Source organism: Pseudomonas sp. SDT291_1_S447 (assembly GCF_054070155.1).
Window position 1 is genome coordinate 61,260 of record NZ_JBSVXS010000014.1, and the last position, 19,016, is coordinate 80,275.

Genomic DNA, 19,016 nt, shown 5'->3' on the forward strand with positions numbered 1-19,016 from the left:
TGATGCTGCATCTCAGCCTGATCCTTATGAGGACATGATGTCATCGACCCCCACCGCGGCCGACGGTAAGACACAAACCGTTGGTTTTCTGCTGTTGGACAAATTCACCCTGATGTCGCTGGCGTCCGCCGTCGAGCCATTGCGCATGGCCAATCAACTGACGGGGCGAACGCTGTATCGCTGGCATACCTTCAGCCCCAATGGCGCGGCGGTCTGGGCCAGCGACGGTGTGCCGATCACCCCGGATGGAGCGTGGAGCAATCCCGCTGTGGCGGACACGGTCATCGTCTGCGGTGGCGTCGGCATCCAGAGTTCGATTACCCGCGAGCACACGACTTGGTTGCAAGCCTTGGCGCGTCAATCGAAGCGCTTGGGCGGGGTGTGCACCGGTAGCTGGGCGCTGGCCAAAGCCGGGTTGCTCGACGGCTACGAGTGCAGCGTGCATTGGGAATTTCTGGCGGCCATGCAGGAAGCTTTCCCGCGTGTCTCCGTCAGCACCAGCCTCTTTACCCTCGATCGCAACCGTTTCACCAGCTCCGGCGGCACCGCGCCGCTGGACATGATGCTGCACCTGATTGCGCGCGATCATGGTCGTGAGTTGGCCAACGCCATCTCCGAGATGTTCGTCTACGAGCGCATCCGCAACGAGCAGGACCATCAGCGAGTGCCGCTCAAACATGTGGTCGGCACGCATCAGCCCAAGCTGCAAGAAGTTGTTGCTTTGATGGAGGCCAATCTCGAAGAGCCGATCGACCTGGATAACCTGGCCGAATACGTCGATTTGTCACGTCGGCAGCTGGAGCGGCTGTTTCAGAAATACCTGCAATGCACGCCGTCACGCTACTACTTGAGGTTGCGGCTGATTCGAGCGCGACAGTTGCTCAAGCAAACCTCCTTGTCGATCGTTGAGCTGGCGTATGTGTGTGGTTTCGTCTCCACCCCGCATTTCTCCAAATGCTATCGCGAGCACTTTGGCGTGCCGCCGAGTGATGAGCGATCCGGTTCTGAAATGAGCCGTAAACCGGTAACGCAGCCGTCAATGATCAAGCCGCTGACGACGTTTGATCAGGCACGCAACGAATCGACGTTTGCCAGCGTTCGAATGATGGAGCGCACGGATTTGGCGTCGACGGGTTGATCGCTTGGGCTGTTCTGCGGTTGATCGCTGGAGATTCCGCATCCGTATAGTTCTTGCTCCATCAGGTGATTGCCCATAAATCCTCCTGTTCAGGTCAATGAAACCGGTGAGTCACCGGCACACGGAGGAACCATGGACGCCAGCGCAATTCCCGAAGGATTCACCCCGTTTACCCGCAGCAGCCCGTTGCTGGATTTGCTGGGCCCGATCTACGCGCGCGGCAGCGGGCTGCAATTGGAACTGGGCTTATTGACTGACTCACGCCATGCCAACGGCCGCGGCACCTTGCATGGCGGGGTATTGGCTACATTGGCCGATGTCGGGATGGGTTACGCCATGGCGTTTTCCAGCGACCCTCCGCAGCCATTGATCACGGCGAGCATGACACTGGATTACCTCGGCGCGGTGCAGATGAACGAGTGGCTGGAAGTGCGTTTGGAGTACTCGAAAAAAGGCCGGCAACTGGCGTTTGCTGCTGTTAGTTTGCATGTCGGCGAACGAAACGTTGCGCGGGCCAGTGCGGTGTTTGCTGTGCCGATGGGTTGAAAGTGAGTATTCATCAAAGCGTTGGTCACTGTGCCATTAACCCTTGCGCCACTGCATCTTTTGGCGCACCCGTCGAAACTCGTACGGTAAGCCAATCAAGGCCGTTTCTGATTGAGTTTCGGCCGCGTCGATAGAACTTTGGTCGGTGTCCGGCGTGATGGCATTTCGATGTCTTCCTGTGCATAATCGGGCGCCGCTGCCAAAGCAGACTGAAGTGGAATCATGGGAAAGGGAGCACCTTCGTGCGCCTTTTCGACATCATATTGGCGATCTTGGAGATGGATCGGCCAGCCAGTTTCAGTCAGTCGCGAGCAGCTTTGAGATAGAAAGGAATCAGCATGACGCAGAGGGTGGTGCAAACGATTTCTCGTGCCTGGTCGCGCATGGGAGAGCTGAGTCGACTTCGGACTCCGTCCCAACGCAGTGAATACATCGTTGAAGGTTTCGCCGATGACCGGGTGATCGTATTGGTCGCCTCCAAGCGCCACGTTCTGCTCAGATCGGCGTTCGAAGCTGCGCTGAATTACCTTCACCAACACAGCCATGGGATTGAAAGTCCGTGCCTGATCAAGTCGAACAATGATCCGACGCTATCCGGCCCGCTCTGTCGTGCCAGTAGAGTTACCTTGAGCGGGGCGTACGGCCCGCGCAACATCAATTACGTACTGCCAATTCTGCAAGCACTCGGCGTGGTCGATATTCGCACATCGACGCCTAATGCTGTCTGGCTCGTGACGCCTCTCGCAGCCAATGATCTTTCATTTTCGAACCCGGTACGACGAGTCGGGAAGGGTTTGCTCACTGCCAGGCAATTTGATTTTGCTCAGTATCTGAGCGGTTTATGGACAGGTGCAGCAGGTTCGTTTTCGCATCGCTACAAGGTCAGTAGGCACCATTCCTGGAAAGACTGGAGAGCTCGGCATGGCGCCAGCGATTGGTGGTGCCAGAGCTTAAGCCAAGCGAACCAGCACTATTGCTGGCCTGAAAAGGCTGCCCCGCATGATTTTGCGAGCATCGCCGCTGAGCTGCGCAAGAGTCTGGAGAACAATGATGAAGCCGTGGCGTTGATCGCGTGCAAGGCGATCTTTGCCTGGGGTGGCGTTGCTCGAAAGGCTGACGATGCTTCTTTGCAGTGGGTCGAGTCGCAGGCGGCAGCCAAGACCTTGTGCCGTTCAATCCGCAGGGCCGTTAAGTTGCTTGACCGCGCATGTGCAGACCCGCTGGACGATTTCAACGGAAAAACACTGTTGATGAATTCGGCGATGACCAAGATCTATGCCGCCGCGGCGCCGGACAGCTTGATTATTTATGACGGTCGTGTGGGTGCAGCATTGGGGTTGTTGGCGCGCACTTGGCTTTTGGCAAATGCTGAGCGCACGGTTCCTGCGGATTTGGCATTTCGCTGGGGCCCGAATACCAAGACCGCGAACCAGAAGGATGAAACGAGAAATCCTTCGCAAGACCTCTTCATTTTCACAAACATCTATACCACCTCCAGCGACATTCCTGCACGCAACAGGGAGTGGGCTGAGCTTGTGCGGATGAGCAGCCGCTTGCTGTGGACTACGGGCAAAGTTCTCGACGCGCAGAGTTACACGGTGACATTAAGCATGTTGGAGCGTTCGTTGTTTATGTTGGGGTACGACGTTCGCTGATAGCACACCGTGAGTTTTCAAGTTTCTGAGGCGTTGGCCATGATCCCTTCGTTATTTGATGCAGTGACAGCTGTTGTGAGTAAAGCATTGGCAGATTCAAGGACCACAATCCGGGCCGCTAATTTTCAAGGAGATCAGATGTACGAGCAAAATATCGAACTGCTGCGCGAAGAATCCCTGCGTTTGCTTGAAGTGGAAATCGATCTGCTGCAACGAATGAAGGATGCAGATGGCGTCGTGGTCGATGAGCACGGTCATGAGCACCAGACGTTTACCCAGGCCAGCATCCAGAAAGATTTACAAATGCTCCGGGGTGAAGCAGACAAGCTTCAGCGCCTGGAAATGGTGCTGGCCGTTGTAGGCACGATGAAAGCAGGTAAATCGACGACGATTAACGCCATTGTCGGCACCGAGGTGCTGCCAAATCGAAATCGTCCGATGACCGCTCTACCGACGCTCATTCGTCATACCCCCGGCCAGATCGAACCTGTTTTGCGTCTGGAAAACATCGGCCCGATCAACAGTGTCGTAGCTGAGTTGCATGAGTTGCTGCGTGACCCCGCCGGGCAGCAATTGCCCTACGAACTGATTGACGACAAGGATATGCAGTCCCTGCTGCGGCTAATTGACGAGAATCAGCGGTTTGACAACTGCTATCAGGGTCCTGAGGCCATTTTCTGGTTTCTCAGAAGCTTGAATGATCTGGTGCGCGTAGCGCTCGAGTTGGGCGTGGACTTCCCATTTGATAGCTATGACGAAATTCACGAAATCCCCGCTATTGAAGTCGAGTTTTCCCATTTGGCCGCAATGCCAGAAGGCTTGGGCCGTTTAACCTTGCTCGACACGCCCGGCCCGAATGAAGCCGGCCAGCAGCATCTTCGCAAAATGCTGGGCGAGCAACTGAAAAACGCCTCGGCTGTTTTAGCCGTTCTGGACTTCACTCAACTCAAGTCAGATGCTGACCAGCATGTGCGCCAAGAACTGGAGCGAATCGCAGATGTAGCTCAAGGGCGGATGTTTGCGCTCGTCAACAAGTTCGATGAGAAAGATCGCAACAGTGATGATGAGGCGCAGACCAAACGCCTTGTTGCTGATTCATTGATGGAGGGTCGACTACAGCATTCTCAGGTATTCCCCGTATCGTCAAAATTCGGCGATCTTGCCAACCGTGCACGACGCGAGTTGGCACTCAATGGCTGCTTGCCGACGATTGTCGGCGAGCAGAACGCCTGGGTGGAGGACTTCGGTAAAGCAGCGTTCGGCATGCTTTGGACGAGCATGGTGACAAATCCGGAGGCCGTGAAAACAGCGGCCAACGCACTCTGGAATGCCTCGTTGTTCGCGGCTCCTCTGGATCAGATCATTCGTAAAGCCCACGCCGGCGCTGCGACACTTGCCGTGGCTTCTGCTGCCGCCAAGCTCGCTGACATCGCGGCCAGACTGAACAACTTTCTCTCTGTTCGAGATGCTGCGCTGGGAAAGGGCGTAGAAGAATTGAGCGAGCAGATCAATTCTCTACGCAATGACATAGAGCGCATCAGCGGTCTGGAAGCCAAGACGCGAAAGGATGCCGAACGCGCCTTGCAAGCTATTGATGGAAAAATGAATAAGGTCTTTTCTGAAATTCGTGCCGCCATCAGCGCCCAGATTCAAGAGGGATTCAAAGCGGGCAAGGAAACCGAAGAGCAACAACCTCAGGAGCGCAAAAGAGAGTCTCTGACCGGACTGCTCTCGATGCTTACAGGTGCGGCTAGCCAGCGGAGGCTGGAAAGACGACGGACAAGCTACGGCTATGAGTTTGATGAAAACACGCCTGTCATCAAACTCAGCGATCGCGAAAAAGCTAAAGAGATTACGCAAGGTATCGAGAACGGCGTCCGCGAGATAATCACGCTCAATGAGAGACGTCTGGTCGCAGAGACTGAACTCATTCTGAGAGATTTTCATGTCTTGTTCGAGCAAGGCATTTCAACTCAGGCCAGTGAGATTATCAGCCAACTCAACCAGCGTTTGAACCGTAGCGGCTTTGCCATTGCAATCAAACTACCGCCCATGCCTGCGCTGTCAATGCGCCCGTCCAGTGGCGAACTGCTGGGTGAGGTCATCGAAAATAAGGAGCGCAGTGTGCGCCGTCGGCGTCGAGCCGGTGGCTTGTGGGGGGGCATTTGCAGCTTCTTCGACACAGATGACTGGGGTTGGGAAACCTATTCATCAAAAGAAGAATACTTTGAAATCGACGTCAATAAGGTGAAGGCCTCCATCGAAAAGTCTGTCGCCGATCTGTTCGCTGGTTTGGCGAGTGCCACGGTCGAGACTATCGCCAAGCCACTGGAGGCCAGTGTTGACAACTTCTTTGATGAACTCAGGCTCACCGTCGAGTCCATCCGCAGCGACCTGAATCAAAGTATTCGCGACAAACAGTCCGATCAAGGGCAGCAGCAAAGACTGGGTGAACTGCTGGCAGGCTTCAAACGCCATGTGCCTGGTATTCAAAAGGACAGTGATGCGCTCAAACGTGACGTCCCTTCCGCGGGCGTTGAGGTGGCGGCATGAGTGAGCAGACCCCGATTTCACCCGGCTCGGATATCTGCCAGACACTGACGTGTCTGCCCGAAAAATTCGTGGTGGACTTTGCCAACGGCATTGATGTCGCGCGTGAACGGCAACGTTACATGGCCAAGCGGGATGGATTTTTCGCTCGCCTTTACGACGGCTTTACCGGTCAGGGTGATCGCAATCAGGCTGATATCAACGCAAATCTCACCAATGGTGTGGAAGGGGCGTTGAACTGGCTGAAAGACTTGAGCGAGTCGTTGGCAAAAGGCAACCATGCGATTGTTCAAGTCAACAACCGGGTCAACGCGCTCAAGCATGACGTCGCCACCCTCGTCGATTTTTCGATAGAGAGCCGCCAGGCCATTAATCTGCTTTCGCAACGCCTGGACGAACGATGTGATGATCTGGATCGCAATGTCGCCAGGATTGACCGGTTACAGCAGGCCCACCTGCATCTGGACGATGTTTTCGGCAAGTGGGGAGCAGGGCGGTTCAATATGTTCACGCTATCCGGGCGCTGCTATGCAGCACTTGAAGAACTGCGGTGGGGGGCGTTTGGCGACTATTGCCAGACAGTGTCCGGGCACGAACGACAGAAACAGCTCGAGCGTCTGGCCAATCAGGCAATCATTCAGATGAACAAGGATGCAGGAATCAGTCAGGGCGAGCGTATCGCGACTCGCGACCGATGGCTGGCTCGTCCTGTTGGCGGTCTCGTGTCTGCTGACGGCGAAGATGCTATCCGTTATCTGGGTGACTGGACGGATCCTTATTCCACACCGTTCGCGTTTGCGGCGTCGCAGACGCCCGAAGAGTTGCCTGTGCATTTGCCCCGCATCATTGGTGCGCCACGTGTGACAGAGGCCATGATCAGTGAGCTGTTTCTGGAGGCTTCGTGATGGATACGCCCATGAAAGTTGGCCTGGTGCTCTCTGGTGGCGGGGCAAAGGGAGCTTATCAGGTCGGTGTGCTCAAAGCCTTGCGCGAACTCGGCACCCGTATCGATGCAGTTTCAGGGGCCAGCATTGGCGCTCTCAACGGCGGCGTTCTGGCTTCTTCTCCATCGCTGGATGTTGCTATCGAGCGCCTTGAGGCTGTCTGGGAAAGATTGGCCAATGACTCCCCGTTGAGCATGAAAGCGCCTGGATATCTGGCGCTGTTGGCTGCCGCGGGCCTGCGGATTCAGGGGGCAGGGGCTGTGCTCGGGCTTGTTCACGCCGTGAAGAAAATAGCGGGCGCCTTTGAGTTCGAGTTACCGAGCTGGCTTGATGGGCTCGACGAAGGCTTGCTGGACGACCAACCGTTGAAGCAACTGATGGATGAGTTTCTCGACAGCAAGCAGCTAGCGACAGGGCTGCCGCTCTATGTGTCGTTGTATCGCAGCAACGGTGGCCTGCAGGACTTGGCGTCAGCATTCATGGCCGAGTTGGGGCTGATCAATACACCGGATTCGGAATTCGTGCATATACAGTCCCTCCAGGAAGACGAGCGCAAGCAGGCTTTGCTGGCTTCTGCTGCAATCCCGCTATTGTTCGCCTCGCGCAAACAGGGTGCGAAGCGTTTCTCGGACGGCGGTCAAGGTGGCTGGCAGACGATGCAGGGCAACACGCCAATCACCCCTTTGCTTGAAGCCGGATGCAACCTGGTGATCGTCACTCACCTGAGTGATGGCTCTCCATGGAGCCGTCAACGATTTCCGGAGGCGACCATTCTGGAAATTCGTCCCCAGCAAAGCCTGAACCGAGCGACCGGTCTCATGAGCGGTGCTCAGGACCTGCTCGGTTTTGATGTCGACAAGATCCCCACCTGGATCGAGCAGGGTTATCAGGACACGCTGCATTGTGTTGGACGAGTCATGAAGGCTCAGCAAAGCCGCGATCAACTGCGGGGCGCGCAGGCGGCTCTTGCAAGTATCGCCAGTGAGTCCGCAGGCGCCGATGACACACTGGCTGATGCGATGGCGCGGTTGTCGAAGCAGCCCTGACAAGGAGTTTATTCTGGAAGAGTAAAGGGCTTGAATGTCCGCTTCAGCCGAAGGCAATCGTTCATGAGCGATTGCCTTCGGTCCTTCACCCTCAAGCCTGATCCATCGCCGCCGCCACACCCTGATCCTCACCCAGAAACCCACCACTCTGATGCTGCCAGAGCCGCGCATAAATGCCGTTTCTGTTCAGCAACTCAGTGTGCGTCCCTTGCTCGATAATCCGCCCCTCGTCCATGACAATCAGTCGATCCATCGCCGCAATCGTCGACAGTCGGTGGGCGATGGCGATAACGGTTTTGCCCTGCATCATTTCATCGAGGCTTTCCTGGATGGCCACTTCGACTTCCGAATCCAGCGCACTGGTGGCTTCGTCGAGCAACAGGATCGGGGCGTTCTTCAGCATCACTCGGGCGATGGCAATGCGTTGACGCTGACCGCCGGAGAGTTTGATGCCGCGCTCACCAACCAGCGTGTCGTAGCCGCTGTGACCTTGTTTGTCGCTGAGTTGGCTGATGAAACCGTCGGCCTGTGCGTTGGCGGCGGCGCGGCGGATATCTTCGTCGGTGGCGTCCGGGCGGCCGTAGGCGATGTTGTCGCGTATCGAGCGGTGCAACAGCGATGTGTCCTGGGTGACCATGCCGATTGCGCTGCGCAGGCTGTCTTGGCTCACCTTCGCGATGTTCTGGCCGTCGATGCGAATCTCGCCGCTGTCGACATCATAGAAACGCAGCAGCAGATTGATCAGCGTCGATTTGCCCGCACCGGAGCGGCCGACCAAGCCAATTTTTTCGCCGGGTCGGATGTTCAGGCTCAAGTTGTCGAGGACCTGACGTTCGCCGTTGTAGTTGAAATTGACCTTGTCGAACGTCACCGCGCCGCCAGCCGGCACCAGCACGCTGGCGTTCGGCGCGTCCTGCACTTTGGGGCCACGGGTGAGGGTGGCCATGCCGTCCTGCACGGTGCCAATGTTTTCGAACAGCGACGTCATCTGCCACATGATCCAGTGCGACATGCCGTTGATGCGCAGCGCCATGGCGGTAATCGCCGCCACCGCGCCGGTGCCGACCTGGCCCAGATGCCAGAGCCACAGCGCATAGCCGCCGGCCCCCAGAATCAGCCCGACCACCAGCGCCTGATTGACGATTTCGAACTGGCTGACCAGACGCATCTGGCGAAAACCGGTGAGTTTGAAATCCTCCATGGCCGCACGAGCAAAGTGCGCCTCACGCTTGGAGTGCGAGAACAGTTTCACCGTGGTGATGTTGGTGTAGGCGTCGGCGATCCGCCCGGTCATCGACGATCGTGCGTCGGCCTGTTCCTGTCCGACTTTCCCCAAACGGGGCACGAAGTACAGCATGGCCAGCCCGAACAACGCGAGCCAGGCAATGAACGGCAGCATCAGTTTCAGCGCAAAGCCGCCAGCCAAGGCGATAATCGCAATGAAGTAAACGCCGATGCCCGGTGCGATTTCGATCAGCGTGAACAACACTTCGCGCACGGCCAGCGCGGTCTGCATGACCTTGGTCGTGACTCGCCCGGAGAACTCATCGGAAAAGAAAGAAAGGCTTTGTCGCAGCATCAGCCGATGGAAATCCCAGCGCAACCGCAGCGGCAAATTGATCGCGAGGATCTGGTGCTGAACCATGGTGCGCAGCGCCACCAGCCCGATGCTGATGAACAACACGATGCCGATGCCCCACAGCACGCGACTTTCCTGCGCGTTGACCCCGCCGCCGGCCTGCCACGTCGAGAGCAGATCGACGACCTGGCCAAGAAAGGAAAACAACCAGGCTTCGTAGATCGACACACCGGCACTGAGCAGCGCCAGCGCAAGGATATAACCGCGTGCGCCGCGCGTGCAGGCCCACAGGAACCGCATCAGGCCAACGGGCGGAGGTGGTGCTTCGTCGGGAGGAAATGGGTCGAGTCGTTGTTCAAACACGCGAAGCATTGTGGTCTCCGAAATCATCAGGGTCAGGGGATTCTGCCATTGAATGATGGACTTGAGGGTTTGCATGTCACTGACTTGTCCCCGCCAAGTGTCATTGCCCGGGATCACTGCGATGCAGAACCCCTCGGATTCCGGGGGCATGCCGATCAGCTAAGCTGTCTGCTCAGACGACTTGAGCAGTGCACGATGCAGCGAACAAATCCGGTTTCATGTTGGGAGTCGATGGGCAAAGGAAATGTTTAATTTCTTTTTGACGTTTGTGTTCGTGCTCATCCCCACGGCATCGCTCTCACTCGACAGATACCTTCGTTACCGGGTGGCAAAGAGCAAACCGGTGAGCAAGGCATGGAAGGCTTGCAATCATGTTCTTTCAATCATGCTGATCATGCAGTTGCTTGGTTTGGCGCTGTACTTCTTTTACATCGCCTGAATCTGGCGGGTTTCGATAGAGGGATCGATGTGGTGAGTTTCGGTTGCGCACTGTTGGTGATAGGCCTGGGGCTGATTTTGTATGTGTCCGATATGTTCGGCTATTCAAAGTTCGTAAGGGCAGAGCGGTCTCGGCTGATGTCCGCTCAGATGCTCACAAAGGAGCAGAGAGACAAGCGCCGGTATTATCAGTGGGCAGGCGCCGCGAGAGTTGTGGGTTGGATTGCGATAGCCGTGGGGCTTTTGCTTTTGATCTTCCGGTAACGCGGAACAGTGTGGGACAGCGTTTCAGCATTTGGCCGGGCTGCCAGTTTTCAACCTCGCAGCGCGCCAGCCTCAACGCGCGCCAAAATCCATTTCCGGCTGTAGGCCAGCACGCCCTGAGCAATGGCCGTGGGGAAGTGGATAAAGCCGTGGGGCGAGGAGGGCAGCAGGTACATTTCGACCGGCGCTGATTGCGCCCAGCGCTTGGTGATGTCGAGGGTGTCGTCGCGCAGCGGATCGAGTTCACCGGCAAACAGCAGGGCGGGCGGGAAGCCGCTGAAGTCGCCGTACAGAGGTGATAACGGTGGCTGACGGCGCTGTTCGTCAGTCAGGTTGGGCGTGAGCAGACGTAGCGCCTCGACCATGCCGGGGCCGTCCAGCACCAGGGTGTCCGCCGGCGCGTTGCGTACGCTTGGCGTTCCGGTGAGGTCGTAGACGCCGTAATACAGCAGCGCGCCGCGGATGCGTTGCAGTAAATCGGGCCATTGTTTCAGCGCCAGCAAGGTCGCCGCCGCCAGATGACCGCCCGCCGATTCACCGACCACTACAACAGGCAGACCGGCAAATTCGGCATCACTCAATACTCCGCGCGTAGCGTTGAGGCAGTCTTGCAGCAGACCTTCAATCGGCGTCGAAACCGCTAATCGATAATCGACCGAAACGACAGTCACTTCGCAGCTCTCAACAATGGCCGCGTTGAAGTTATCGTCCATCTGCGCATTGCCGATCACCCAGCCGCCACCGTGAAAATCCAGCACCACGCCTTTCGCCGGGCCCTTGGGGCGGATGATCCGCACGGGTACGTTATCAATCAGCTTGCGCTCAGCCGTCAGGCCAAACTTGCGCAACACCCCTGAGCCGCCAATCTGACTCACATGCAGCAGTGCCTGAATCAAACGCGGCGTCAGGCGATTGCGGATCTTGAAACGCGGCAGCCAGGCGAGCTTCCGGTTGAAGGCGCGCACCTGCGCCAATTCACGCTCGCCCTGCGGCCACGGTGTTGCACTACCCCAATTGGCATTGCTCATCAGCGGTTCTTGATCAGGATGGAAAAATTCAACGCAGCGGCAACACACAGCCACGCCAGATACGGAAACAGGATCAAGCCAGTGATCAGGTCCAGTTGTATCGCCAGCACCACCATCGCTGCGACCACCAGCCACAACACGGTGAGAATCACCATCGCCGCCAACACCTGATGCGCGCCGAAGAACACCGGCGTCCACAACGTGTTCAGCGCAATCTGCGCCGCCCACAAGGCCAGCACGGTCTGGCTCCCGGGGATCAGGCTCAAGCGGTAGCCGGCCCAGGCCAGCAGCAGATAGATAATCGTCCAGGCCAGCGGGAATGCCCAGTTCGGCGGGGTGAAGCGGGGTTTGTTCAGCCCTTCGTACCACGGCCCCGGTTTGAACATCACGCCGGTGGTTGCCGCAGCCGCGCAGGCCAGAAGAAAAATAAAAAAGGTCATCGCCAGTCCTTGGCTGAAATCAGCCGGTAAGGGGTTTAAGAAAGGGACGCCCCGGCGAGCGAAAAGTTTGCCATGAATTCCAGATGGGTCTGAGGAGTGATTCAATTTGAACTAAAAACTGACCACTGCGTCAGGATAATCAGTTGCCTTTTTCTACTGACGCGGATGACATCATGTACACCTATCACATCGAATATCGATTCAACGACGAGCCTCGTACTTTTCTGCTTGAGCTCAAGGAGCAGCAGTTGGCCAAGCACGAAGCCGCGATGCATCTGCTGGAACTGCACTTGGGCGACGCGGAAAACGGCCTGCTCATGCCCACCGCAGATTCAACGCCCGAGCAGATCCTCGAACATGCCGAGCGGGTAGGGATTACGGACATCAAGGTTGTCAGCCAAACTAACTGAAGCGTGATGCAGACGTTGGCAACGGCCGCGATCCATCGCATGCTGAGCGCACACCTCATTGTTCGCCTAGAGGACAAGCCTTGCCTACCCTGCGCCGCGCTCAACTGAACGATGCTGAAGCCATCGTCGCTCTCGTCAACAAAGCCTACTCACCCTACATCGCCCGGATCGGCAGAGAACCTGCGCCGATGCTTGATGACTATCGGCAGGTGATCGAGCAGAACGATACTTTCGTACTGACTGACAACGCCGAAATCGTCGGCGTACTGGTAATGAGCCAAGAGGGCGCCGAGCTATTGCTGGTCAACGTCGCCGTTTCCCCAAGCCATAAGGGCAATGGTTTCGGCAAACAGCTGATGGCGTATTGTGAAGAACATGCGTTGACACTGGGCTGCGAAGCGGTGCGGCTCTACACCCATGAACGGATGGTCGAGAACATCGCCATCTATGAAAAGCTCGGGTATCAGCAAACCCATCGCGCCAATGAGGATGGGTTTGCCAGGGTGTTTATGCGCAAGGCGCTGGACGCCTGATTGGAGGCGTCGCCGCATGTTTGGCTCTGTTTCAGTTACCGAGCAACGGGCAGTTGTTCAATTTGGGAGAGGCTCAGGTTCTTTTCCTTGATTTCCTGCCTCATTTTTTCGAAAGCCTCTTTTGAGGGCTGAGGTTGTTGTTCTTGAACCTCAATTACCGCCCCGACCACTTCATCTACCTGCTCACTCTTCAAAAAACCAGTGGATATATTCCTGCTGATGGTCCGCCCCTCATCTATCAATATTGCTTTTTTGCCAGCAGGCAGATCTGCGTTGAACTCCTCGAGTTTTGAGGTGATTAGTTTTGATTTTGTCCTTGGTAGCAGGATATGTGTCGGTTCCGCCCAGCGTGGACCAAAATGGTATACGGCTGCGTACATGGTTTTTGCCGTTGTGATATCTACACCTGCTGCACGCATTGCGGTGTAAAAAGCCATATGAGTCTGCTGCCAGCTTCGCTTCTTGTTTACGCAGGCTACATCGTGAATTACTGCTGCATTGCGGTATTGTCCATCAAGTGGTCCACCCACAACCGACCAGGCTATCTGTGGTATAGACGCACCGTCTGTAACAGTACCTTTAGGTGCGAACCAGAAAGCTTTTTCAGGTCCCGGGCCTGTGTACGCAAAGTCCCTCAAAAGCTTGACATCGTGTTTGGAATGAAGGAACTCCACTCTCAATGGTCCTGAGAATTTCCCCCAATCTGCCGAATAGGCATTGGTTGTAAGGGCCAGAATTATGATTATCAGTAGTTTTTTCATTGTTCAGCCTTGGAGGATTTGCCCTCCTGATAGACATGAATCTAAAGTGAGTGGTTAGCTTTCAAAGTACAGATATATTTGGATTTTTTCATTAGCCGCCAACCAGGCTTATATCGGTATAGTGTCTGTGAACCTTGAGTTTCTGGTTGTTATATTCGACTAATAACTGAACGTAGTCATCGACGAATATGGTGACTATGGCGGGATATACTCCGCCAGAAAACTCGACGTAAATTTTATCGCCGTTATTGCGAACCTTTTCCAGGATTTCAGAGAACGTACTCATGCGTGGCTCCTTGGGCTAGAAGTTATAGGCCCTTCATTTGGCTTGCGTATTTTTTGGCGCAGTCACTTTTTGATTTGTCATCTTTTGCTGACTCAATGCAGCTAAGTAGCTGTTTCGAGAGCGAATCACTGACAATCGCTGATGCGGATGACATGTGCTTCAGTATTTCTGAATCTAATTGTCCAGCCGCCACTTTATTCGCCACGCTTGCCAAAGCCTGATCTGATTGCGCTTTGGCCTTTTGTTGTTCTGCAGCCACCATGCTCGTTAACGCGTCAATAATCGCTTTATGCTCTGACTTGACATTGGTTGCTGTCTCAGCTTTGTTATTTCCTAGCCAGCCATTGGATGCTGCCTCACAAGTTCTGAACATCATTTCTCTAGCGAGGAGAACGTATTGTGTTCGACCATCAAGAGTAACTATTGTGTTGACAAAGTCTATAGCGCCATTCGCGGTTTGTTGTAGGTCCTGGCTATTTCCCGCACTCATAGAACGAGTTGACCCTTCTGCACTCGTGCTGGAGGCTTGGCTGTTGAGAATTGCATTTAGTTTATTAGTAGCTTCAAGTGACGCCTTGGCAGAACTTGACGCAGCGACGTCGGAGAATGGCTCTGCGCATGAAGTGTAAGGGTTGGCTGATGATTCATTTCTTATATAGACGCCTCGCAACTGTGCCGGAATGGAGGCCATCAATAACTCGCCATTTTCAGTTATTTTTTTTACTTTGGCCTCTTTTTGTTCTGCCAATCCCAGCGATGAACAGCCGGAAATCATCGTTAGCGATAAAAAAGTAAGCGCCAGTAATCGATTTTTCATAAAAACTCCTTTTTTGATGAGGCTTGTTCGGTGAGTCGACACCCCGCACTGAATGTAACGTAGTTGAGTTTTGGCAGAATGCCAGCATCGTTTGAGCTACTGAAGCAGGTCTATTTCATAGATCTCTTTGATAGGGTGCCGTAGTTGGAAGTTGATCGCAGGATGGTCTCAAGTAACCCTCCCGTAGCGCTTGTTCACGTGAACGGTTAGAGAGCGTGCTTTGGTGTTGGTACGGACCAATCGCGCACCCCACGGCCCGATCGCGCAGCCATTTCCATTCAAACCGAAACTGTCATATTCAGTATCACTTGCCTACCCATAGTGACCAGCCCAACGCTTAAACAATGAGGCTGCACTGTGTTTCAACGTCTTCTGTGTTCGCTGTCCGTAATGAGCCTGTCCATCGCCGCCGCCCATGCTGCCGAACCCGTGTTGCTCGACACGCCGCGCCTGCAAGGCATGGACAATTTCCGTGATGTCGCCGGCACCACCACCGCGTATTCCACCGCTCACGACGGCACCATGCGCGCCGGGGTGTTCTATCGTGCCAACGCGGTGACTCCGACAGCGGCTGACCTGGCGACCCTCAACAGCCTCGGCATCAAAGCCGTCTACGACCTGCGCACTCCCAGCGAAATCGCCGCCACTCCCGACACGATGCTGAGCGGCGCCTCCTACCAGAACATCGACATCATCGGCAGCACCACCTCCGGCGCGAACATCACCAATATCTCCTTCAAAAGCGCCGCCGACGCCATCGCCATGATGGAACAGACCAACCGCGCCTTCGTCAGCGACGCCGGCATGCGCGGCCAGTTCGGCGTGCTGTTCAATGAACTGGCCAGTGTCGATGCCGCGCAACTGTTCCACTGCACCGCCGGCAAGGACCGCACCGGCTGGACCGCCGCCGTGCTGCAGAGCATTGCCGGCGTCGACAACGCCACCATCATGGCCAACTACCTGGCCACCAATGACTACACGGCCGCCCGCGTCGCCGCCACGCTGAAAGCGCTACCGCCGAGCATGGCCGCCATCTACGAGCCGCTGCTCGGTGTGCAGGCCAGCTACCTTCAGGCCGGCCTCGACGAAGTCACTGCGCAATACGGCAGCATGGACAACTACCTCAAACAAGGCCTCGGCCTGTCGCAGGAAACCATCTACGTGCTGCGCGGCAAACTGGTCGAATACAACAGCCTGCCGGGTCAGGCCGGGCTGATCGGCAACGCCGCCGCTGGCGCCGAATTGCTTCGCGAATTGCAGAACACCAACCTGTCCGGCACCTACAGCGCCTACAACTACTACCTGCAATCGGCCATCGACGCCGGCACCCTCGGCGGTGTCGAATCCCAGGTCGGCGGCCAAGTCCACGCCGACGCCGCCAGCTACCTGCTGCGCCAAAACGCGATGATCGAACAAGCCGCCGCGCCGTTTGCCAGCGGCACTGACCTCAAGGTCGGCCAATACCGCCTCTGGACCACCGCGCTTGCCGGCTACCTCGGCACCGACGGCTCGGCCCACGCCGACAGCAGCAACGAACACAGCCAAGGCCTGATGGTCGGCATCACCCAGCGCTTCAGCGAACAACTCAGCGCACGCGGCGGCTTCGGCTACAGCAAAGGCACGGTCGGTGGCGCGGGTGGCGAAGTCGACACCGACTTCACCTTCCTCAACATCGGCGCCCGCTACGGCTTCACCAGCCTTGAACAAGGCCTGTTCCTCGACGCCAACGCCAGCGCCGGCTATGTCGACTACGACAGCAAACGCGACCTCGGCGGCGGCCTCGGCACCGCCAAGGGCGACACCCACGGCAACCTCACCGGCGCCACCGTCGCCCTCGGCTACCGCGCTCCGGTCAACGGCATGACGTTCGAGCCAAGCCTGGGCTTCCGAGTCAGCCACCTCGATCTCAACGGCTTCAAAGAGAAGGGCAGCGAACTGGCACTCGACGTCGACGACAACAGCGCCACCCGCCGCAGCGCCGTCGCCAACCTCAACGTTGGCTTCGCCCCAATGGCGATGGGCGCATGGCAACTGGTGCCGGGCGTACAAGTGGGCTACGAACGCACACTGGGCGACAACCAGGTCGACAGCCAAAGCCACCTGCTCGGCCTCGACATCGAACAACGCGCCGCTTTCGACAACCGCGACCAATTCAGCGGCGGCGTCAACCTCATGGCCAGCCTCGGCGCCCTGAGCCTGGGCGCAGAAGTCGGCGCCAACGGCGGTGGTGACAGCCACGGCTTCAACGGCGGCCTCAAGGCCAGTTACGCGTTCTAAAAGAAAACGGGGTCAAGGAAGGACGACCCCATCCAACAAACACCCCAAAACCCAATGTGGGAGCGAGCCTGCTCGCGAAAGCGCCAGACCAGTCAACATCAAACCGACTGACTCACCGCATTCGCGAGCAACCCCGCTCCCACACATTTGATTCCATCCAATAGCAGCCAATCAAAAGCCCCTCACCCTAAGCCTCTCCCGAAGGAAGAGGGGACTGACCGCGTGGATTGGAAGAGTTACACCGACGTGGCATGCCGAGTCGAGCTCAAATTTTGAAAAGCCCACCAATCGGCTCCCTCTCCCTCGGGAGAGGGCTGGGCGGGCGGCGTTCCGATGAGGGGCAACCCCACCACAAAACCTGCGAGTGTCCCTTGCGCTGGTATATGAAGTTGTGGGAGAGGGGACTGACCGAGGCGTCTTGCGTCATGCATCGACCTGAAAGATCGAGGCGATTATGGATTCAAAGCAAGACTCTCAGGTCGGTGTAGATCTTCAATATCCCCGGCTCGGTTCCCTCTCCTTGGGGAGAGGGCTAGGGTGAGGGGAAAGCAGTTACCGCAAAATCAACTGGCCAACTCGGTCAAACGCCTCCGCGCCTACTCCTCGATCAACCGCGCCGGCGTGCCATCCCCACGCTTAGCGACCCATCGGCGCGGTGCGACGTTTAGCTAAATCTTCTCACCACAAGTTACCTTGCAAACCTGTTACCCAATCACCCCCGAGCCCGAAACTCCGCCGGACTCACCCCATAAGCCCCCTGAAAATACCGACAAAACCGCCCCACATTACTAAACCCAAACCGCAACGCCACCTCAGTCACCGAGCCCGAATCCCGCTGCTTCAACACCGCATAAGCCCGCTCCAGCCGCACCTGCCGCTGATACGCCACAATCGACATCCCGACAAACCGCCGAAACCCCTCCTGCAACGCCCGCTGACTCACATGGCTCAACCGCGCCAGATCCACGCCACTGACCAACTGCTCCGGATGCGCCTGAATAAACTCCACCGCCAACTTCACGTGCCGAGGCGCAACCATCGCCGTCGGCCGACGCAACGCCTCGGAAAAGTTATGCGGCCACGCCTCCAGCACCGCATCAATCAACATCTCGCGCAACCGCGACGGCATCAACGTTCCGCTATTGATCAGCAAATCAAACTCGGTGCCTGTGGCTAGATCAATCAACGCCTTGATCCCCTGAAACGCCGCCGAATTCAGATCCACACTCGGCTCAAAAACAATCTTCTGCAGAATCGGTTTATCCAACAGCGCCGACAACCGCTCAGTGAGCTGATGCCGATTGATCGACATCCCGTGATGCGCGTGATCATCAAAGAAACGCATCGAACGGATATCCGCCTTATCAATCGCCAGCCCAACGTGCGACACCCCGATAGACTCGGTGGCATGGTTGAAAACGATCTTGCCAGCAGTGGGAATGACGAAGGTGATCTCATCCTGTGGATCGGGGAAAGCGACGGTGAAATCACCGTGATAATGCATCCGCCGAAAACTCACGCCATCGTGCCGACCGTAGACGCCGCCAATAATGATGTTCGACGGCAGCGGCGGATTGTCCGCATAACGATTGCCAAACAATCGGGAAAACAGTGCACCGAAGTCGTCCGAACGAAGGTTGTCGGAGCGCAGGATGATTTGCTGGCGAGCGGGAGTCGGAAACACCTTGGCGGCACCTTCGGATAGGGGGCTCTAGAACTGGGGTGTAGGGTAGGGCGCCAAGGAGATTAGCAGGCGTAATATGACGCGTTTGTGACAGCTAGAAACATGCCGTTACAGCGCGGCACGACGTTTAAGCAAAGGACACTCGGCAGCCAATCGCCGACATGGCAACCTGCTCGCCACTGTACTCAGCAAGCAAACACAGGCACCGCGCCAAGCCCCAGCCCCTGTTTGCCCAGCCCTGAAAGCCAAAAATCATC

The 19,016-nt window shown here is 56.6% G+C and carries 17 protein-coding genes; 10 read left to right on the forward strand and 7 right to left on the reverse strand.

From position 1 onward, the window contains the following. Nucleotides 1–37 precede the first annotated feature (37 nt). From gbdR to ACW9IR_RS07665, 6 genes are all read left to right on the forward strand, one after another. Nucleotides 38–1,138: a choline metabolism transcriptional regulator GbdR gene (gene gbdR, locus ACW9IR_RS07640; RefSeq protein ID WP_457462526.1), complete on the forward strand. Its 1,101-nt coding sequence runs from the start codon at nucleotides 38–40 to the stop codon at nucleotides 1,136–1,138. 132 nt (nucleotides 1,139–1,270) lie between these two features. Then, entirely contained in the window at nucleotides 1,271–1,684 is a 414-nt protein-coding gene (locus ACW9IR_RS07645; protein ID WP_102899039.1) for a PaaI family thioesterase, read from the forward strand. Nucleotides 1,685–2,022: 338 nt separating this feature from the next. Beyond that, a complete protein-coding gene (locus ACW9IR_RS07650) occupies nucleotides 2,023–3,339 on the forward strand; it encodes a hypothetical protein (protein ID WP_102899038.1) in 1,317 nt (438 codons plus the stop codon). A gap of 39 nt (nucleotides 3,340–3,378) precedes the next feature. Then, nucleotides 3,379–5,892 carry a dynamin family protein gene (locus ACW9IR_RS07655; protein ID WP_258380114.1) on the forward strand — a complete coding sequence of 838 codons (2,514 nt, stop codon included), beginning with the start codon at nucleotides 3,379–3,381 and terminating at the stop codon, nucleotides 5,890–5,892. Continuing rightward, on the forward strand, nucleotides 5,889–6,794 hold the full coding sequence (locus ACW9IR_RS07660; RefSeq protein WP_457462529.1) for a diguanylate cyclase regulator RdcB family protein: 906 nt from the start codon (nucleotides 5,889–5,891) through the stop codon (nucleotides 6,792–6,794). The genes ACW9IR_RS07655 and ACW9IR_RS07660 overlap by 4 nt, the downstream gene beginning before the upstream one ends. An 11-nt stretch (nucleotides 6,795–6,805) precedes the next feature. Further along, nucleotides 6,806–7,879: a patatin-like phospholipase family protein gene (locus tag ACW9IR_RS07665; RefSeq protein ID WP_258014061.1), complete on the forward strand. Its 1,074-nt coding sequence runs from the start codon at nucleotides 6,806–6,808 to the stop codon at nucleotides 7,877–7,879. A gap of 91 nt (nucleotides 7,880–7,970) precedes the next feature. Here ACW9IR_RS07665 and ACW9IR_RS07670 read toward each other — a convergent pair whose 3' ends face one another. Further along, nucleotides 7,971–9,830, reverse strand: coding sequence for an ABC transporter ATP-binding protein (locus ACW9IR_RS07670; protein ID WP_102899369.1), 1,860 nt, complete (start codon nucleotides 9,828–9,830; stop codon nucleotides 7,971–7,973). Nucleotides 9,831–10,175: 345 nt separating this feature from the next. Here ACW9IR_RS07670 and ACW9IR_RS07675 point away from each other — a divergent pair, with 345 nt between their 5' ends. Then, entirely contained in the window at nucleotides 10,176–10,523 is a 348-nt protein-coding gene (locus ACW9IR_RS07675) for a hypothetical protein (RefSeq protein ID WP_457462532.1), read from the forward strand. Between the two features lie 50 nt (nucleotides 10,524–10,573). Here ACW9IR_RS07675 and ACW9IR_RS07680 read toward each other — a convergent pair whose 3' ends face one another. Further along, a complete protein-coding gene (locus ACW9IR_RS07680) occupies nucleotides 10,574–11,551 on the reverse strand; it encodes an alpha/beta hydrolase (RefSeq protein ID WP_457462534.1) in 978 nt (325 codons plus the stop codon). Further along, a complete protein-coding gene (gene tspO, locus ACW9IR_RS07685; protein ID WP_034155416.1) occupies nucleotides 11,551–11,991 on the reverse strand; it encodes a tryptophan-rich sensory protein TspO in 441 nt (146 codons plus the stop codon). Before tspO ends, ACW9IR_RS07680 begins: the two co-directional genes overlap by 1 nt. Nucleotides 11,992–12,134: 143 nt before the next feature. Between tspO and ACW9IR_RS07690 the strand changes: the two genes are divergently transcribed. Further along, nucleotides 12,135–12,401 (forward strand): hypothetical protein, encoded by a 267-nt coding sequence (locus ACW9IR_RS07690; RefSeq protein ID WP_102899031.1) that lies wholly within the window; start codon nucleotides 12,135–12,137, stop codon nucleotides 12,399–12,401. A gap of 80 nt (nucleotides 12,402–12,481) precedes the next feature. Beyond that, complete coding sequence (locus ACW9IR_RS07695; RefSeq protein ID WP_457462537.1) at nucleotides 12,482–12,934, forward strand: GNAT family N-acetyltransferase; 453 nt, start codon at nucleotides 12,482–12,484, stop codon at nucleotides 12,932–12,934. Between the two features lie 35 nt (nucleotides 12,935–12,969). On the opposite strand, the gene ACW9IR_RS07700 is transcribed toward ACW9IR_RS07695, so the two are convergent. The 3 genes from ACW9IR_RS07700 to ACW9IR_RS07710 all read right to left on the reverse strand — a co-directional run bounded on the left by ACW9IR_RS07700 (nucleotide 12,970) and on the right by ACW9IR_RS07710 (nucleotide 14,798). After that, nucleotides 12,970–13,695, reverse strand: coding sequence for a DUF1353 domain-containing protein (locus tag ACW9IR_RS07700; RefSeq protein WP_102899029.1), 726 nt, complete (start codon nucleotides 13,693–13,695; stop codon nucleotides 12,970–12,972). Nucleotides 13,696–13,786: 91 nt separating this feature from the next. Beyond that, a complete protein-coding gene (locus ACW9IR_RS07705) occupies nucleotides 13,787–13,981 on the reverse strand; it encodes a hypothetical protein (RefSeq protein WP_102899028.1) in 195 nt (64 codons plus the stop codon). A 22-nt stretch (nucleotides 13,982–14,003) separates the two neighbouring features. Beyond that, nucleotides 14,004–14,798 carry a hypothetical protein gene (locus ACW9IR_RS07710; protein ID WP_102899027.1) on the reverse strand — a complete coding sequence of 265 codons (795 nt, stop codon included), beginning with the start codon at nucleotides 14,796–14,798 and terminating at the stop codon, nucleotides 14,004–14,006. A 357-nt stretch (nucleotides 14,799–15,155) separates the two neighbouring features. Between ACW9IR_RS07710 and ACW9IR_RS07715 the strand changes: the two genes are divergently transcribed. Next, nucleotides 15,156–17,075: a tyrosine-protein phosphatase gene (locus ACW9IR_RS07715; protein WP_457462540.1), complete on the forward strand. Its 1,920-nt coding sequence runs from the start codon at nucleotides 15,156–15,158 to the stop codon at nucleotides 17,073–17,075. A gap of 712 nt (nucleotides 17,076–17,787) precedes the next feature. Here ACW9IR_RS07715 and ACW9IR_RS07720 read toward each other — a convergent pair. Continuing rightward, complete coding sequence (locus tag ACW9IR_RS07720) at nucleotides 17,788–18,759, reverse strand: AraC family transcriptional regulator (protein WP_457462542.1); 972 nt, start codon at nucleotides 18,757–18,759, stop codon at nucleotides 17,788–17,790. Nucleotides 18,760–19,016 lie beyond the last annotated feature (257 nt).

Coding starts and splice junctions, on each gene's coding strand:
- ACW9IR_RS07675 (WP_457462532.1), top strand. CDS start 10,176: ATGGAAGGCTTGCAATCATGTTCTTTCAATCATGCTGATCATGCAGTT.
- ACW9IR_RS07680 (WP_457462534.1), bottom strand. CDS start 11,551: ATGAGCAATGCCAATTGGGGTAGTGCAACACCGTGGCCGCAGGGCGAG.
- ACW9IR_RS07670 (WP_102899369.1), bottom strand. CDS start 9,830: ATGCTTCGCGTGTTTGAACAACGACTCGACCCATTTCCTCCCGACGAA.
- ACW9IR_RS07705 (WP_102899028.1), bottom strand. CDS start 13,981: ATGAGTACGTTCTCTGAAATCCTGGAAAAGGTTCGCAATAACGGCGAT.
- ACW9IR_RS07650 (WP_102899038.1), top strand. CDS start 2,023: ATGACGCAGAGGGTGGTGCAAACGATTTCTCGTGCCTGGTCGCGCATG.
- ACW9IR_RS07700 (WP_102899029.1), bottom strand. CDS start 13,695: ATGAAAAAACTACTGATAATCATAATTCTGGCCCTTACAACCAATGCC.
- ACW9IR_RS07660 (WP_457462529.1), top strand. CDS start 5,889: ATGAGTGAGCAGACCCCGATTTCACCCGGCTCGGATATCTGCCAGACA.
- gbdR (WP_457462526.1), top strand. CDS start 38: ATGTCATCGACCCCCACCGCGGCCGACGGTAAGACACAAACCGTTGGT.
- ACW9IR_RS07710 (WP_102899027.1), bottom strand. CDS start 14,798: ATGAAAAATCGATTACTGGCGCTTACTTTTTTATCGCTAACGATGATT.
- ACW9IR_RS07645 (WP_102899039.1), top strand. CDS start 1,271: ATGGACGCCAGCGCAATTCCCGAAGGATTCACCCCGTTTACCCGCAGC.
- tspO (WP_034155416.1), bottom strand. CDS start 11,991: ATGACCTTTTTTATTTTTCTTCTGGCCTGCGCGGCTGCGGCAACCACC.
- ACW9IR_RS07665 (WP_258014061.1), top strand. CDS start 6,806: ATGAAAGTTGGCCTGGTGCTCTCTGGTGGCGGGGCAAAGGGAGCTTAT.
- ACW9IR_RS07655 (WP_258380114.1), top strand. CDS start 3,379: ATGATCCCTTCGTTATTTGATGCAGTGACAGCTGTTGTGAGTAAAGCA.